Origin of the sequence: Pseudomonas sp. NyZ480 (genome assembly GCF_029537255.1) — a bacterium.
Taxonomy (GTDB): Bacteria; Pseudomonadota; Gammaproteobacteria; order Pseudomonadales; family Pseudomonadaceae; genus Aquipseudomonas; species Aquipseudomonas taiwanensis.
The window spans coordinates 5,414,675-5,430,476 of record NZ_CP120626.1 but is presented as its reverse complement, the minus strand read 5'-3'; the positions used below and the strand labels follow the sequence as shown (position 1 = coordinate 5,430,476).

Annotated in this window: 13 protein-coding genes and 4 pseudogenes; 15 read left to right on the top strand and 2 right to left on the bottom strand. The window is 56.3% G+C overall.

The window, feature by feature from the left end; genetic code table 11:
* Positions 1-3: 3 nt before the first annotated feature.
* The 8 genes and pseudogenes from atpA to P3R38_RS24970 form a co-directional block, all read left to right on the top strand.
* Positions 4-1,548: a F0F1 ATP synthase subunit alpha gene (gene atpA / locus P3R38_RS25005; RefSeq protein ID WP_023383134.1), complete on the top strand. Its 1,545-nt coding sequence runs from the start codon at positions 4-6 to the stop codon at positions 1,546-1,548.
* Between the two features lie 48 nt (positions 1,549-1,596).
* Positions 1,597-2,457 carry a F0F1 ATP synthase subunit gamma gene (gene atpG / locus P3R38_RS25000; RefSeq protein ID WP_023383133.1) on the top strand — a complete coding sequence of 287 codons (861 nt, stop codon included), beginning with the start codon at positions 1,597-1,599 and terminating at the stop codon, positions 2,455-2,457.
* A gap of 27 nt (positions 2,458-2,484) precedes the next feature.
* Positions 2,485-3,861, top strand: a complete 1,377-nt coding sequence (gene atpD, locus P3R38_RS24995; protein WP_023383132.1) for a F0F1 ATP synthase subunit beta — start codon at positions 2,485-2,487, stop codon at positions 3,859-3,861.
* Between the two features lie 44 nt (positions 3,862-3,905).
* Positions 3,906-4,331, top strand: coding sequence for a F0F1 ATP synthase subunit epsilon (locus tag P3R38_RS24990; protein WP_023383131.1), 426 nt, complete (start codon positions 3,906-3,908; stop codon positions 4,329-4,331).
* Positions 4,332-4,444: 113 nt separating this feature from the next.
* Complete coding sequence (gene glmU / locus P3R38_RS24985; RefSeq protein ID WP_023383130.1) at positions 4,445-5,812, top strand: bifunctional UDP-N-acetylglucosamine diphosphorylase/glucosamine-1-phosphate N-acetyltransferase GlmU; 1,368 nt, start codon at positions 4,445-4,447, stop codon at positions 5,810-5,812.
* Positions 5,813-6,003: 191 nt separating this feature from the next.
* Complete coding sequence (locus P3R38_RS24980; protein ID WP_027906652.1) at positions 6,004-6,780, top strand: DeoR family transcriptional regulator; 777 nt, start codon at positions 6,004-6,006, stop codon at positions 6,778-6,780.
* Between the two features lie 2 nt (positions 6,781-6,782).
* Positions 6,783-8,618: a glutamine--fructose-6-phosphate transaminase (isomerizing) gene (glmS, locus tag P3R38_RS24975; protein WP_023383128.1), complete on the top strand. Its 1,836-nt coding sequence runs from the start codon at positions 6,783-6,785 to the stop codon at positions 8,616-8,618.
* A 266-nt stretch (positions 8,619-8,884) separates the two neighbouring features.
* Positions 8,885-9,530: pseudogene (locus P3R38_RS24970) on the top strand (TnsA endonuclease N-terminal domain-containing protein); the annotation flags it as partial.
* 13 nt (positions 9,531-9,543) lie between these two features.
* Here the strand turns inward: P3R38_RS24970 and P3R38_RS24965 are convergent.
* A pseudogene (locus P3R38_RS24965) lies at positions 9,544-10,074 on the bottom strand (IS5 family transposase); the annotation flags it as partial.
* On the opposite strand from P3R38_RS24965, the pseudogene P3R38_RS24960 reads away from it, so the two are divergent.
* The 5 genes and pseudogenes from P3R38_RS24960 to P3R38_RS24940 all read left to right on the top strand — a co-directional run.
* A pseudogene (locus P3R38_RS24960) lies at positions 9,972-10,262 on the top strand (RHS repeat-associated core domain-containing protein); the annotation flags it as partial. The pseudogenes P3R38_RS24965 and P3R38_RS24960 sit on opposite strands and share 103 nt — an antisense overlap.
* Positions 10,263-10,265: 3 nt before the next feature.
* Positions 10,266-10,715 (top strand): AHH domain-containing protein, encoded by a 450-nt coding sequence (locus tag P3R38_RS24955; protein ID WP_277687235.1) that lies wholly within the window; start codon positions 10,266-10,268, stop codon positions 10,713-10,715.
* A gap of 5 nt (positions 10,716-10,720) precedes the next feature.
* Complete coding sequence (locus tag P3R38_RS24950; RefSeq protein WP_186598628.1) at positions 10,721-11,347, top strand: hypothetical protein; 627 nt, start codon at positions 10,721-10,723, stop codon at positions 11,345-11,347.
* 305 nt (positions 11,348-11,652) lie between these two features.
* Complete coding sequence (locus P3R38_RS24945) at positions 11,653-12,207, top strand: hypothetical protein (protein WP_277686695.1); 555 nt, start codon at positions 11,653-11,655, stop codon at positions 12,205-12,207.
* A complete protein-coding gene (locus P3R38_RS24940) occupies positions 12,204-12,521 on the top strand; it encodes a hypothetical protein (RefSeq protein ID WP_277686694.1) in 318 nt (105 codons plus the stop codon). Before P3R38_RS24945 ends, P3R38_RS24940 begins: the two co-directional genes overlap by 4 nt.
* Here P3R38_RS24940 and P3R38_RS24935 read toward each other — a convergent pair.
* Positions 12,514-12,699 carry an AbrB/MazE/SpoVT family DNA-binding domain-containing protein gene (locus tag P3R38_RS24935; RefSeq protein ID WP_277686693.1) on the bottom strand — a complete coding sequence of 62 codons (186 nt, stop codon included), beginning with the start codon at positions 12,697-12,699 and terminating at the stop codon, positions 12,514-12,516. The two genes, P3R38_RS24940 and P3R38_RS24935, sit on opposite strands and share 8 nt — an antisense overlap.
* A 1,063-nt stretch (positions 12,700-13,762) precedes the next feature.
* Here P3R38_RS24935 and P3R38_RS24930 point away from each other — a divergent pair.
* Both P3R38_RS24930 and P3R38_RS24925 read left to right on the top strand, forming a co-directional pair.
* Positions 13,763-14,410 carry a hypothetical protein gene (locus tag P3R38_RS24930; protein ID WP_104881049.1) on the top strand — a complete coding sequence of 216 codons (648 nt, stop codon included), beginning with the start codon at positions 13,763-13,765 and terminating at the stop codon, positions 14,408-14,410.
* A gap of 431 nt (positions 14,411-14,841) precedes the next feature.
* Positions 14,842-15,483, top strand: a pseudogene (locus tag P3R38_RS24925) (RHS repeat protein); the annotation flags it as partial.
* Positions 15,484-15,802 lie beyond the last annotated feature (319 nt).

Here is a 15,802-nt window from a genome sequence, read left to right as displayed (position 1 = left end):
GCAATGCAGCAACTCAATCCTTCCGAAATTAGTGAAATCATCAAGGGTCGCATCGAGAAACTCGATGTCGGCTCCCAAGCCCGCAACGAAGGTACCGTCGTATCCGTTTCTGACGGTATCGTACGGATCCACGGTCTGGCCGACGCTATGTACGGCGAAATGATCGAGTTCCCGGGCGGCGTATACGGTATGGCACTGAACCTGGAGCAAGACTCCGTAGGTGCAGTGGTACTGGGTGCGTACACCTCCCTCGCCGAGGGCATGAGCGCCAAGTGCACCGGTCGCATCCTGGAAGTTCCAGTCGGCAAAGGCCTGCTGGGCCGCGTCGTCGACGCGCTGGGTAACCCGATCGATGGCAAAGGTCCTCTGACCACTACCGAAACCGACGCAGTCGAAAAGGTTGCGCCGGGCGTTATCTGGCGTAAATCGGTAGACCAGCCTGTACAGACTGGCTACAAGTCGGTCGACGCCATGATCCCGGTTGGCCGTGGCCAGCGCGAGCTGATCATCGGTGACCGTCAGATCGGTAAGACCGCCATGGCGGTCGATGCGATCATCAACCAGAAGAACAGCGGTATCTTCTGCGTCTACGTCGCCGTTGGTCAGAAGCAGTCGACCATCGCCAACGTCGTTCGCAAGCTGGAAGAAGCCGGCGCCCTGGCCAACACCATCGTCGTTGCCGCCAGCGCCTCGGAATCCGCCGCACTGCAGTTCCTGGCACCTTACGCCGGCTGCACCATGGGCGAATACTTCCGTGACCGCGGTGAAGACGCGCTGATCGTTTACGATGACCTGTCCAAGCAGGCCGTTGCCTACCGTCAGATCTCCCTGCTGCTGCGCCGTCCGCCAGGACGTGAAGCGTACCCAGGCGACGTGTTCTATCTCCACTCCCGTCTGCTGGAGCGTGCATCGCGCGTTTCGGAAGAGTACGTCGAGAAGTTCACCAACGGTGCTGTGACTGGCAAAACCGGTTCCCTGACCGCTCTGCCGATCATTGAAACCCAGGCTGGCGACGTTTCCGCGTTCGTTCCGACCAACGTGATTTCCATCACCGACGGTCAGATCTTCCTGGAATCGGCCATGTTCAACTCGGGCATCCGTCCTGCAGTTAACGCCGGTGTTTCGGTATCCCGTGTAGGTGGTGCCGCTCAGACCAAGATCATCAAGAAGCTGTCCGGTGGTATCCGTACCGCTCTGGCTCAGTACCGTGAACTGGCTGCATTCGCCCAGTTCGCTTCCGATCTGGACGAAGCGACCCGCAAGCAGCTGGAGCATGGTCAGCGCGTCACCGAGCTGATGAAGCAGAAGCAGTACGCGCCGATGTCCATCGCGGACATGGCTCTGTCGCTGTACGCCGCTGAGCGTGGTTTCCTGACTGACGTAGAAGTCTCCAAGGTCGGCAGCTTCGAGCAAGCGCTGATTGCCTACTTCAACCGTGATCACGCCGATCTGATGGCGAAGATCAACGTGAAGGGTGACTTCAACGACGAAATCGACGCTGGCATGAAAGCTGGTATCGAGAAGTTCAAGGCCACCCAGACCTGGTAAGCCGCAGCGGGGGCTGTAGCCCCCGCTTGCTAACCTGATAGGTGATACATGGCAGGCGCAAAAGAGATTCGCAGTAAGATTGCGAGCATCAAAAGCACGCAAAAAATTACCAGCGCCATGGAGAAGGTGGCGGTCAGCAAAATGCGCAAGGCACAACTGCGCATGGCTGCTAGCCGTCCTTACGCGGAGCGTATCCGCCAGGTGATCGGTCATCTGGCCAACGCCAACCCGGAATATCGCCACCCGTTCATGATCGAGCGCCCTGTAAAGCGCGCCGGTTATATCGTGGTGAGCAGTGACCGTGGTCTGTGCGGTGGCTTGAACACCAACCTGTTCAAGGCCCTGGTCAAGGACATGAACGAAAACCGCGAACAGGGCGTTGAAATCGACCTGTGCGTGATTGGTAGCAAGGGTGCGACTTTCTTCCGCATCTTTGGTGGCAATGTCGTAGCTGCGATCAGCCACTTGGGCGAAGAGCCATCGATCAACGACCTGATCGGCTCCGTCAAAGTGATGCTGGACGCCTACCTGGACGGCCGTATCGATCGCCTCTCGGTGGTTTCGAACAAGTTCATCAACACCATGACCCAAAAACCGACGGTCGAGCAATTGGTACCGTTGGTGGCAACCCCGGATCAGGATCTCAAGCATCACTGGGACTACCTGTACGAACCCGACGCAAAAGAGCTGCTGGACGGCTTGATGGTGCGTTACGTGGAGTCGCAGGTGTACCAGGCGGTGGTCGAGAACAACGCTGCTGAACAAGCGGCCCGGATGATCGCCATGAAGAACGCCACAGACAACGCCGGTGACCTGATCAGCGAACTCCAGCTGATCTACAACAAGGCGCGTCAGGCTGCGATCACCCAGGAGATCTCGGAAATCGTCGGCGGCGCTGCCGCGGTTTAACGGTTCAAATATTCAGAGGATCCAGCTATGAGTAGCGGACGTATCGTTCAAATCATCGGCGCCGTCATCGACGTGGAATTCCCACGTGACGTCGTGCCGAGTGTTTACAACGCGCTGAAAGTACAAGGCGCGGAAACCACCCTGGAAGTTCAGCAGCAGCTGGGCGACGGCGTGGTTCGTACCATTGCGATGGGCTCGACCGAAGGCCTGAAGCGTGGTCTGGATGTCGTCGACACCGGCGCTGCCATTTCCGTTCCAGTTGGTAAGGCCACTCTGGGCCGTATCATGGACGTTCTGGGCAACCCGATCGACGAAGCTGGCCCGATCGGCGAAGAAGAGCGTCGTGGCATTCACCAGAAAGCCCCTTCGTTCGCTGACCAGGCAGGCGGCAACGACCTGCTGGAAACCGGCATCAAGGTTATCGACCTGGTTTGCCCGTTCGCCAAGGGTGGTAAGGTTGGCCTGTTCGGTGGTGCCGGCGTCGGCAAGACCGTTAACATGATGGAACTGATCCGTAACATCGCCATCGAGCACAGCGGTTACTCCGTGTTCGCCGGTGTGGGTGAGCGTACTCGTGAGGGTAACGACTTCTACCACGAGATGAAGGACTCCAACGTTCTCGACAAAGTAGCGCTGGTCTACGGTCAGATGAACGAGCCACCAGGAAACCGTCTGCGCGTTGCGCTGACCGGCCTGACCATGGCTGAGAAGTTCCGTGACGAAGGTAACGACGTTCTGCTGTTCGTCGACAACATCTATCGTTACACCCTGGCCGGTACCGAAGTATCCGCACTGCTGGGCCGTATGCCTTCTGCAGTAGGTTACCAGCCGACCCTGGCCGAAGAGATGGGCGTTCTGCAAGAGCGTATTACTTCGACCAAAGAAGGTTCGATCACCTCGATCCAGGCCGTATACGTACCTGCGGACGACTTGACCGACCCGTCGCCAGCCACCACCTTCGCCCACTTGGACGCCACCGTCGTTCTGTCCCGTGACATCGCCTCCCTGGGTATCTACCCAGCGGTCGATCCGCTGGACTCGACTTCCCGTCAGCTGGACCCGAACGTGATCGGCAACGAGCACTACGAAACCGCTCGTCAGGTTCAGTATGTTCTGCAGCGCTACAAAGAGCTGAAGGACATCATCGCGATCCTGGGTATGGACGAACTGTCCGAAGCCGACAAGCAACTGGTAGCCCGCGCTCGTAAGATCCAGCGCTTCCTGTCGCAGCCGTTCTTCGTGGCCGAGGTCTTCACCGGCTCGCCAGGCAAGTACGTTTCCCTGAAGGACACCATCGCTGGTTTCAGCGGTATCCTCAAAGGCGACTACGACCACCTGCCAGAACAAGCGTTCTACATGGTCGGCAGCATCGACGAAGCGATCGAGAAAGCCAAGAAACTGTAATCCCGGCGCCCCGCAAGGGGCGCTAATCAGGTTGAGGCAAGCAGATGGCTATGACAGTCCATTGCGATATCGTCAGCGCGGAAGGAGAAATCTTCTCCGGTCTGGTCGAGATGGTAGTAGCGCACGGCAACCTGGGCGATCTGGGTATCGCTCCAGGCCACGCGCCGCTGATCACCAATCTCAAGCCAGGTCCGATCACGCTGACCAAGCAGGGTGGCGAGCGCGAGGTGTTCTACATCTCCGGTGGCTTCCTCGAAGTGCAGCCGAACATGGTCAAGGTACTCGCCGACACCGTGCAACGTGCCGCCGACCTGGACGAAGCCTCCGCTCAGGATGCCGTCAAGGCAGCTGAGAAGGCCCTGCATGAGAAAGGCGCGGATTTCGACTACAGTGCCGCATCCGCACGTCTGGCCGAGGCCGCAGCTCAGCTGCGCACCGTCCAGCAGATCCGCAAGAAGTTCGGCGGCTAATACCGCTGGGTTCATGCAGATTGAGAAAAAGGGTAGCCATCGGCTACCCTTTTTCTTTTTTCACCCCTCAATACCGGTCATGCCACTGACCGCCCAGGATTGGTAGCCAGTCAATGTCACTCGATATCGTTATTCTCGCCGCCGGCCAAGGCACCCGCATGCGCTCGGCGCTGCCCAAGGTCCTGCACCCCGTGGCCGGCAATTCCATGCTTGGTCATGTTATCCACAGCGCGCGCCAGCTCAAGCCGCAAGGTATTCATGTGGTGATAGGGCATGGTGCCGAGCTGGTGCGTGAGCGCCTGGCTGCCGACGATCTGAATTTCGTCATGCAGGACAAGCAACTGGGCACCGGCCATGCGGTTGCCCAAGCGCTGCCTGCCCTGAGTGCGGATACTGTGCTCGTGCTGTACGGCGATGTTCCACTGATCGAAGTGGAAACGCTGCAACGCCTTCTGGCCAAAGTGAGCGAGCAACAGCTGGGACTGCTTACCGTGACGCTGGACGATCCGACCGGCTATGGCCGTATCGTGCGTGACGAACGGGGCCAGGTAGCGGCGATCGTCGAGCACAAGGATGCCAACGAAGCTCAGAAGGCGATCAAGGAAGGCAACACCGGAATTCTGGCCGTACCGGCTGCACGTCTGGCGGATTGGTTGGGCCGTCTGTCGAACAACAACGCTCAGGGTGAGTATTACCTGACTGATGTTATCGCCATGGCGGTCGCCGATGGCCTGGTGGTAGCGACCGAGCAGCCGCACGACCCGATGGAAGTGCAGGGCGCCAACGATCGGCGCCAGCTGTCTGAACTGGAGCGCCATTACCAGCTGCGTGAGGGGCGTCGCCTGATGGCCCAGGGCGTGACCCTGCGTGACCCTGCGCGTTTCGACGTGCGTGGCGAAGTGACCGTGGGGCGCGACGTTATGATCGACGTCAACGTGATTCTCGAAGGTAAGGTCATCATCGAGGACAACGTAGAGATTGGCCCCAACTGCGTCATCAAGAACAGTACGCTGCGCAAGGGAGTGGTGGTCAAGGCCAACAGCCATCTGGAAGGCGCGGTAATGGGTGAGGGCAGCGATGCCGGCCCGTTCGCTCGCTTGCGTCCGGGCAGCGTGCTCGAGGCCAAGGCCCATGTGGGTAACTTCGTTGAACTGAAGAATGCGCACCTGGGCGAAGGTGCCAAGGCCGGTCACCTCACCTACCTCGGCGATGCTGAAATCGGCGCTCGTACGAACATTGGCGCAGGCACCATTACCTGCAACTACGACGGTGCCAACAAGTTCAAGACCGTGATGGGCGAAGATGTGTTCATCGGGTCGAACAACTCGCTGGTAGCCCCTGTTGAGATCAAGGCTGGCGCCACCACCGCTGCAGGTTCCACGATCACGCAAACCGTAGAGGCTGGGCAATTGGCTGTGGCACGCGCGCGCCAACGCAATATCGATGGCTGGAAACGGCCGGAGAAGATCAAGAAAGACTGATTATCCACAGCCGTTGGATCGAAAGCCGACTTATGTGAATAAGTCGGCTTTTTTTTGGGGCTCCGTCAACGCCGGCAAGTCAGCGCTTACTCGTTATCCACAGAGCGCTTTTCCGATAACGGGCCTTGACGAACGAATGTTCTTAGGTTTTGATTGCAACCATTATCTTTCGAATCGAAACTTAAGCGCCCATGTCGAAACGAAATACCCCTCAACGCCGTCACAACATCCTGGCCTTGCTCAGCGAGCAGGGTGAGGTCAGCGTTGATGCCTTGGCAAAGCGCTTCGAAACGTCGGAAGTGACCATTCGCAAAGACCTTGCCGCGCTGGAGGCCAATGGGCTGTTGCTGCGCCGTTATGGGGGGGCGGTGCCAGTGCCGCAGGAAATGCTGGGCGAGTCCGTGCAGCCGGTTTCTGCCTACAAGAAAGCCATTGCCCGCGCCGCCGTAGGTCGTATCCGTGAGCACGCGCGCATCATCATCGACAGCGGCAGCACCACCGCAGCCATGATCCCCGAGCTTGGTCGACAACCCGGTCTGGTGGTGATGACCAACTCGCTCAATGTGGCCCGCGCCATCAGCGAACTGGAACACGAGCCGGTGCTGTTGATGACCGGTGGTACCTGGGACCCACATTCCGAGTCGTTCCAGGGCCAGGTCGCCGAGCAGGTACTACGCTCTTACGATTTCGACCAGCTGTTCATCGGCGCTGATGGCATCGACCTCAATCGTGGGACCACAACGTTCAACGAGTTGCTGGGCCTTAGCCGAGTGATGGCCGAAGTGGCCCGGGAAGTGATCGTCATGGTCGAGTCGGACAAGGTCGGGCGCAAGATCCCCAACCTTGAGCTGCCGTGGAGCAGCGTGACCACCCTTATTACAGATGAGCGCCTGCCCGCATCGGCACGCGAACAGATTCAAGCCCGCGGCATCAACCTGATCTGCGCCGCGATCAGCCAGGAGCAATAATCATGTGTGGAATCGTCGGTGCCGTAGCCGAACGCAACATCACTGCCATCCTCATCGAGGGCCTGAAGCGCCTTGAGTACCGCGGGTACGACAGTGCCGGCCTTGCTGTCTACACCCAACAGGGGCAGCTCGAACGCCGTCGCCGTATCGGTAAGGTGAGCGAGTTGCAGGCTGCCGTTGCAGCCGAGCCGCTGGTTGGCCAGTTGGGCATCGCTCACACCCGCTGGGCGACCCACGGCGCGCCAACCGAAGGCAATGCCCATCCGCACTTCTCCGGCAATGAGGTTGCCGTGGTGCACAACGGCATCATCGAGAACCACGAGGAGCTGCGCGAGGAGCTCAAGGGGCTGGGCTACCTGTTTGCGTCCCAGACCGATACCGAAGTCATCGTCCATCTGATCCACCACACCCTGAAGTCTACTCCGGACCTGGCCGACGCGCTGAAGACGGCGGTCAAGCGCCTGCAGGGTGCCTATGGTCTGGCGCTTGTCAGCGCGCATCAGCCTGATCGCCTGGTCGCGGCGCGCAGCGGTAGCCCGCTGGTGATTGGCCTGGGACATGGCGAGAACTTCCTCGCCTCCGACCAACTGGCCTTGCGCCAGGTCACCGACCGCTTCATGTACCTGGAGGAGGGGGACATCGCTGAAATCCGCCGCGACCAGGTACAGATCTGGGACCAGGCCGGTCACCGGGTTCAGCGTGAGACCGTGCAGTACCACGAAGGTGCGGAAGCTGCGGACAAGGGCACGTACCGTCACTTCATGCTCAAGGAAATCCACGAGCAGCCGACCGTCGTTCAGCGCACCCTCGAAGGTCGCCTGGGCAAGGATCATGTCATGGTCCAGGCCTTCGGCCCGCAGGCTGCCGAGCTATTCGCCAAGGTGCGCAATGTGCAGATCGTTGCCTGCGGCACCAGCTACCATGCCGGTATGGTTGCCCGTTACTGGCTCGAGAGCCTGGCCGGTATTCCGTGCCAGGTGGAAGTGGCCAGCGAGTTCCGCTACCGCAAAGTGGTGGTTCAGCCGGATACGCTGTTCGTTTCTATCTCCCAGTCTGGCGAAACCGCAGACACCTTGGCCGCGCTGCGCAATGCCAAGGAGCTTGGCTTCCTCGGTAGCCTGGCGATCTGCAACGTCGGCATCAGCTCCCTGGTGCGTGAATCCGACCTGACCCTGCTGACCCTCGCAGGTCCAGAGATTGGTGTGGCGTCGACCAAGGCCTTCACCACCCAGTTGGTATCGCTGATGCTGCTGACCCTGGCGCTTGGCCAGGTCCGCGGAACCCTCGAGGCCGGCATAGAAGCAGAGTTGGTCGAAGAGCTGCGCCGCTTGCCGGCACGCCTTGGTGAGGCACTGGCTATGGACGGTACCGTCGAGAAGATTGCCGAGTTGTTCGCTGACAAGCACCACACTCTGTTCCTGGGCCGCGGCGCCCAGTATCCGGTGGCAATGGAAGGTGCGCTCAAGCTCAAGGAGATTTCCTACATCCATGCTGAAGCCTACCCTGCAGGTGAACTCAAGCATGGCCCGCTGGCGTTGGTAGACAGCGATATGCCTGTGGTGACTGTGGCGCCGAACAACGAGCTGCTGGAGAAGCTCAAGTCCAATCTGCAGGAAGTGCGTGCCCGTGGCGGCGAGCTGGTGGTATTTGCCGACGAGCAAGCCGGCATGAGCAACGGTGAAGGTACCCACGTGATCAAGGTGCCGCACATCGCCGATGCCCTGGCACCGATTCTGTACACCATTCCGCTGCAACTGCTTTCGTACTATGTGGCAGTGCTGAAGGGGACTGATGTGGACCAACCTCGTAACCTGGCTAAATCGGTTACGGTGGAATAAGTCTCACCGTCCAGTGGATTGAATTGTCTGCAAAGAATAAAGGTTGTCACAAAAGAATAAAGGTTGTCACAAGTTAATAAAGGTTGTCACAAGCTCTTGCCCCGACCGTACATCGGGGCAGGAGCAGGTCTGGCAGATTAGGATCAGAATCCTTTGGACCGCTGTGACTGTCGTCCTGGCTGCGCCCGCTCCTGACATCTCCAACGCCACGTTTACCCCAGTGCCGTACCGGTCGAGTGGGTCGCCCATCGATGAGCGACTCGATAATGACATCTGTACCAACTGCATCAGTTAAGCCCGCGCATTCCAAGCTGATGACTCAGCAGAAAATCGATAGGAGAATCAAATCTGGTCGTGGGAGCGGCGTGAAAGAATCCTATGAGCCGTGGATCAAGGTGTGGGATATCAAATCCAAAGGTGTCTCTCACCTTGTGTCAGGGGGTGAAGGTACACCGCACTCATCACCTGATATCTAATGCCGAGCGCGACTACCTCACAATTCTGGAGCACGAAAATTCCATTATTGATATCCGTGAGCAGTTTCCTCTGCTAACGCAAGCCGAAACCCAAGCAATTGCTAACAGCTTAAACTATCGCCATCCGGTCTACCCAGGAACTCAGATTCCAGTAGTAATGACGACCGATTTCCTGATCACCTATCTCGATTCATCGGGGGAAGTGAAAGTTGCTGCGCGCTCCGTCAAATATAGGAAAGAGTTTGAGGATGCCAATATTGGTGTGCAGAACAGGATGGCAGAGAAACTAGCTATCGAGGAAAAGTATTGGGCATCTAGGCAGATAGAATGGAGGCTTGTGCTGCACGAAAACTTGTCAAAAGTTCGGATAGCGAACCTCACTATTCTCCGGACCTACGCAAGTATTCACCCATCTTTACCTACCGAAAAGAACATTGGTAAACTATTCGAGCTTTGGCGCCGAAGTAATATTGATTGCCCTTCTTCGTCTGATGCATCTCGGGATCGCGCTTGCCGTCCTTGTTTTTGGTCGAGCTGGGCGCGTGAATCAAGGTGGCATCGACGATGGTGCCCTGGCGCAACGACAAGCCACGATCCCCCAGATACTCATTGATGACACCGAAAATCCCACCCGCCAACTCATGCTTTTCCAGTAGACGTCGGAAGTTGAGAATGGTGGTTTCGTCCGGGATTCGTTCCAGGCTCAGTCCGGAAAACTGGCGCAGGATCGTTGCTTCATACAGCGCCTCTTCCATTGCCGGATCGCTGTAGTCAAACCAGTTCTGCAGCAGATGTACGCGCAGCATCGCCATCAACGGATAGGCCGGACGACCGTCTTCGCCCTTTGGATAATGCGGTTCGATCAGGGCGATCAAGCCTGTCCACGGCACCACCTGATCCATCTCGATCAGGAACAGCTCTTTGCGGGTCTGCTTACGCTTGCCGGCGTACTCGGCATCGGCGAAGGTCATCTGCTTCATCAGGCGTCTCGGCGGTTGAGATCAGGCATTCTGCCAAATATGGAAGTCCTCTTCAGAGTTTCCCTAACCCGATTCGCTTTCCGGGCCAGTATCAGGACAATGAAACTGGGCTACATTACAATCGTCACAGGTATTACGAGCCTCGGCAAGGACGGTTCATCAGCAAAGATCCAATTAGTTATCGAGGTGGGTTGAACCTCTATGCGTATACGCCGAATCCAGTAGGCTGGACAGATGCTTCTGGGCTGTGTAGTACTAGGCTGGATAGAAATTTAGGTGGTGTGAAATATGACAACCACCAAGCGCATCACATTATTCCAGAGGAAGTATGGAAGAATAACATTAACTTCCTGACTGATATTGGAATTGGTGCTGACATGGACAACAAGGAAAATGGTGTTTTGATGCCACATAGCGCAGCTAAAGCCACGCAAATGAAACGTAAATTTTATCATTGTGGGAGCTATGATATTTACAGTCGCGGTGTCCAGAAAGAAATTGATAAAATTCACTCCGCATTTTATAGCGAGCGCATTTCCAAAGATGAAGCCCGTCAAAGAATCTCGGCGATTCAGACTCGTAATAGAGCGCTGCTAAAGACTCCCTCCATCCCTGGTACCTCGCCTATCCGTCTGAGCTAATTGCTATGAAATATTATATGTTGTCGCGAAAAAAAGAACCGGCCTGCCCTATGGGCATGCTAGATGCAACACTTTACGACAAGGTCTACGACGACTGGGGCTCGGTCGCGCATGGCTACTTCCCATGGTATGCAAATGCAGGAAGGCCAAATCTTCATGAAAAGCTGCCGTCAGGTTTGATTCTTGTTGGTCGGTCAAAAAAATATCTATTTGGTGCACGCCAACTGATACGCGATCTTTATGTGTTTAGCTCCAATTTTGTCAGTGCGTGCCGACAAGCAAATGCCTCATTTTTTGATTTTGAGCCAGTTGATTTCAAGGTTTCAAATGGTTCAGAAGTTAACCCTTTGGGATATTATGTTGGGGTGTTTGAAAGCTACGCAATCGAAGAGGTCGTGGACCCTCAATCTGTATTGCAGGTTGATGAGTTTGATCAGGTTGAATCATTTTCAAAGCTAGTGATTCGAGAAGGGTTTTCAGCGGCATTGTTTAGGATAAAGGATTTCAACCCCGAAGTAAGTACGCTTTTCTGTAATGAGATATTTATGCAGAAGGCAATGGATAATCATGTTCAGGGTATTGAGTTTTTATCACTTGACGAGTGTGATTCTTCTTCTCTTGATACGATTTGACGCCACTTGGTGAATTTTTCATGAGATTAGAGATAAATACCAGTCCAAGCCGATCCACATTGCGTTTAGATTCAAAGAAGACGCCCATGCGGATAGTCGCACGCTAGATAACCGAAGGACTAGGATGGTCTGAGATAGCCATGCATTTCTGGCTGACTTCTGCGGCGGGCAAAAGAGTAGAAGTGGGCGGATCTAATGTCCTGCTTTAATCGAGCTGCCCTTGCCCAAGAAAGGCAAGCCGCACTACAACGGCATCGATTCGTTCACCTTCGTGCGCACGGGCGAACAGCAACTGGTGCTGCTGCGTGGCCTGGACCGCCAGGAGACCTATCCCGGATCAGTTCAAGTCGCTGAAGATCGTCATCTGCATGTGCTTCGGTGGAGAAATCCATGAGGCTCTGCGCGTCAACGTTGCTCAGTTCACTGCAATGAAAACGACGGAGCGCATTTCGTTTCAGGAATGGAACGGTGACTACATCGCGGGTCTGCTGATGGAAGGGATTTTAGGACAGCAGCTCGTAAGCAAGGAGCTTCGTGGAAGCTTTCAGAAGTCTATCGCGATGCTCCACGGCTGGGAGGCCAAGGACCGGTTCTACAACGGCAACCACCCGTTCCTGTGTGATTGCGGTGCTCGCTACTTGATCGCAGAAACGTCAGTGAGCCAGGCATTCGATTTGGCTGAAACTGTAGACGGTGACGCTGGTCTTGACCGACAGGCCAAGGCCAACCTCATGTGCGAGCTGTACGTGATCCTTGGAGCTCTTGATGCCCCAGCTGCAGTGCTGGATCAGGTGCTTGCCGCGGTCGAAGGCGAACAGCTTCCGTACTCCACTCTGATTCCATTCGAGAACGACAAATGAACAAGATCAATTGGTTCGCAGTTTCCAACCCAGGCGGTAAGCGCTTTCCCGAGTGGCGGCGGTCGTTCGGCGTCAGCGACAGCGGTACTGTCTTTGTGCCGGCGGCAATGGCGGGTGATGAGACGGAGATGAACGTGATGCTCTGTGCTAGTGGTGACGGACAGTGCACCGCGGTGCATCTCGATCATCACTTTGTTCCCAGTGATTGGCTGAAGGGTGAGTTCCCAAAGCACTTAGAGCTGATTGAAATGGTAGAGGCTCGTGCCAAGACTGCCTTTAGTGAAGTCAGTCAACAGGAGCCAGCAGCTACCTAGGAGTAGCTTCACGGACTGGCTTCAGGACTATCACTCCGTCGATGACCTCGATGCTCAACTGGTCACCAACTGTGACACCAAGCGCCTTTAAGATTTCTGGAGGTAAATCGATGATGACGTCTTTTGAGCCGTCTTCAGGATCCTGGCATTTCACCGTCATACGCAATGGCTGGATCATTGAGGTCGGTTCCTGTGTGGCTTCACCGACTCATCGTACTCCCTTGCGCTGCTGCAGGTCGAGTTACCGCCTCGCTGGCAACCGGCTCGAGTTCTGACCTGTTTGTGTCAAACTATAATGTCAGCTATGACCCCCGTTTTTCAAAAGCTGGACGGGTTGTGTCAATCTATGTTGTTGCGGAGGCTACCGCGTCAACGGCTGCAGGCCCCGATTTTCGCGGGTGCTTGTGTCAAACTATGTTGTGAGCACCCATTGAATTGATTCTTGAGAATAAAAACTGTCGCTAGACAATAAGGACTGTCGCAGAGGAAGGGAGCCGTCCCGGCTCCCTTCGTCGGCACAGCCTTCCTTTCCTTTGTTGCGATAGCTGCAACACTGCTTTGACGCTCTTCCATGCCTTTGCAAATTCAGCCCGACGAATCGCTCGCCTCTTATGTGCGGCGGAACCACTTCCTCAGATGGCATGTAGACATCGCACCGGTCTTTGAACAGCTTGCGACCCGTGACGTGTTGAAGACTATAGAGGTGAAAAACTGGCAGCGGCGATGGGCTGGCAAGGATGCAACGGCTTTAACCGGCTGATTCATAACCACACCATGTTGGCTTCAACCCACGTCTTCAAAGGCTATTGGGATCATTCGTATTCAGGAAGGCAGTACATTCCGAAGGCGAGCACTTCGGCGTGTGGGATGCCTCGTTCTGTCCTGAATGTGTTCGAGATGATCTGAGGGCGCTCGGCTTTTTCATACTGGCGACGATACGTTGCTCCTTATGTGACCGTGTGCTTCAAGCACAACATAGTCCTACAAAACCGATGCCCATTTTGTGACAAGCCGTTCAACAGACCGGGGCATGATCTCGATGTCATGGTATGTGTTGCGGTCGGCACTTAGGTGAGGCGCTGGCAGTAACAAATGAAGATCCCAAAGCACTTCGCCGCGCGAAGATCTGCCGTCTGCTGTGCACTTCAGCCCGACACATTTCCGATGAGCATGCTGCCGAGATGGCTCGAGATAGAGCGGCCTCACTTATCCCTGGTCTTCATGGCGAAGAAGCCGCAAAAATGGACTCCCTCTTCATCCAGCTTGGGATGTTGCGTGATGCTTTGGAATCTGCACGCTTGAGTAGCCAGGCACCGATTGCGGGTGGTGAGAATGCCCGGATCAGCGAAGCGTTCGTCAGTGTCTATGAGAGCTGTGATGACTTCGCAGAACACCTCAAATCGTTGGCTGAGCGGGGACGGCCTACGGATTCTCTGTGGAATACCTACCATGCGGGCGGCGGTGAATCTGCTCATTTCGTCCAAGAGAACTATGAGTACGGGGTGGGGTATTGGTGCTGCCCAAACCCCAGTCCCCATTCGCATGCGCCTCATAGTGTTGACGGCTTATACCGGCGGCGACCCTCTATTTCTTGTTCTACCCTGCGCCGCGCCACAGATGACACAAGCACACCACCGAAATTAGATGCCGACCAGCAGCAGCGAATCGGCCTCATCCTGAGCATTCATGCCTCTCTCCGGACAGTTTTCGACAACCCGGCGAACGTCAAAAGTTTTCCAAACCTTCCAAACGGGAAGGCTTTTTTTGAAGGCCGCTCGCCGACCATCCTCTTTCGCCCGCAGGGCGCCTTTGGCTGGTTCAGTTACACCACTTCCCGGGACACGATTGTGCCATGCGCGCGCGACCGCCTTGTTCGTACCCCGCGATAGCGTGCCATGCGCCAAGGCGTCCGCGCGCAAATCCTCCAGGAATAACTGGCCCGAAACAAACGTAGGAGCGAGCGTAGCTCGCGATGCGCCGCGCGGGAGGGGCTCGATCTCATAAGCGCTGAAAACCTTCCGGCGAAAACCTGTTGGCCCCAGATCTACCGTTCGTTGGAAAAAATTTCCGACCTAAATTCCGCCCTCTCCGAAATCCCCCTTTTTTAGCCTGTTTTTACCAGCTGACCTTCGAGTCAAGCTGCCAATGCTGTTCAGGTTTCAGGGGCTAAGTGCTCACTTTAGTACATTGTTTTGCGCTAACTTATTCAAGGAGAAAGCGGAAGGTGTAGGGCTTAAGGGGCTTGAGTTTATTCCGTTAGAAACGAGCTGCTCTGAAGATGTAGAACCATTGTGAAGAATGCGGTGTCAGTCCGTCCGAGGTGACGTATGGCAGCGGTCACCTGCTGGGCATGACCCTCGACCATCATGAGATGCTGGCCTACGAGCGCGACGACCTGCACCGCGAGGTAGTGCGGCACCAGGGCAACAAGCTCATGCAGACCCAGACTTGGGACCCTGCAGGGCGCCTGCAAGAGCAGTAGTTGGGTAGCCACGATGGCCAGTCCACTCTGCTCAAGCGGCAATACCGTTACGACGCTGCGGGCCAGTTGACCAACATCCACGACACCCGTCGCGGCCAGTTGGAGTATCAATACGATCCGGTCGGCCGCCTGCTCCAAGCCACCAGCCGCCTGGGTGTCGAGACCTTCGCCTTCGACCCGGCCGGTAACCTGCTGGACCAGAAAGCCCAGGAACTCAATCGCCCGTTGGAGGCGGATTCACGTCGCAACAAGCTGATGGATAACTTGCTGCGTGAGTACGCTGGCACCCATTACAAGTACGACGAGCGCGGCAATCCGGTGCATCGCCTGCAGAACGGATCGCATGCGCACTTCACCTGGGACCTGTTTGATCGGCTGGTCAGTTTCAACGACGATAAGCTCAAGGTCGATTTCGGCTACGACGCGTTGGGCCGGCGCCTCTACAAGAACTCGGTCGCGCACTATTGGGACAGACCGGAAGGCCGCCTGCTGGCCCACTCCGATGGCCTCGACCGTTGTACCATCTGGTCATACAGCGCCGCCGGCTTGCTGGCCGAACGCATCGATGCCAACGAACACACCCTGCGCTATCGCTGGGACAAACTCGGTCAGCTGGTCATCAACTGTGACACCGAGCTCCCTCAGGACTTCCGGAGGTAGCTCGACGATGAAATCTCCTGAGCCGTCTCCAGGGTGGCTTCACCGAATATCGTGCTGCTAAATGCAGCTTTCAGGTGGAGTTACCACCTCGCCGCAACCAGCTCGGACTCCTGTCTGCTTGTGTCAAACTATGTTGTGA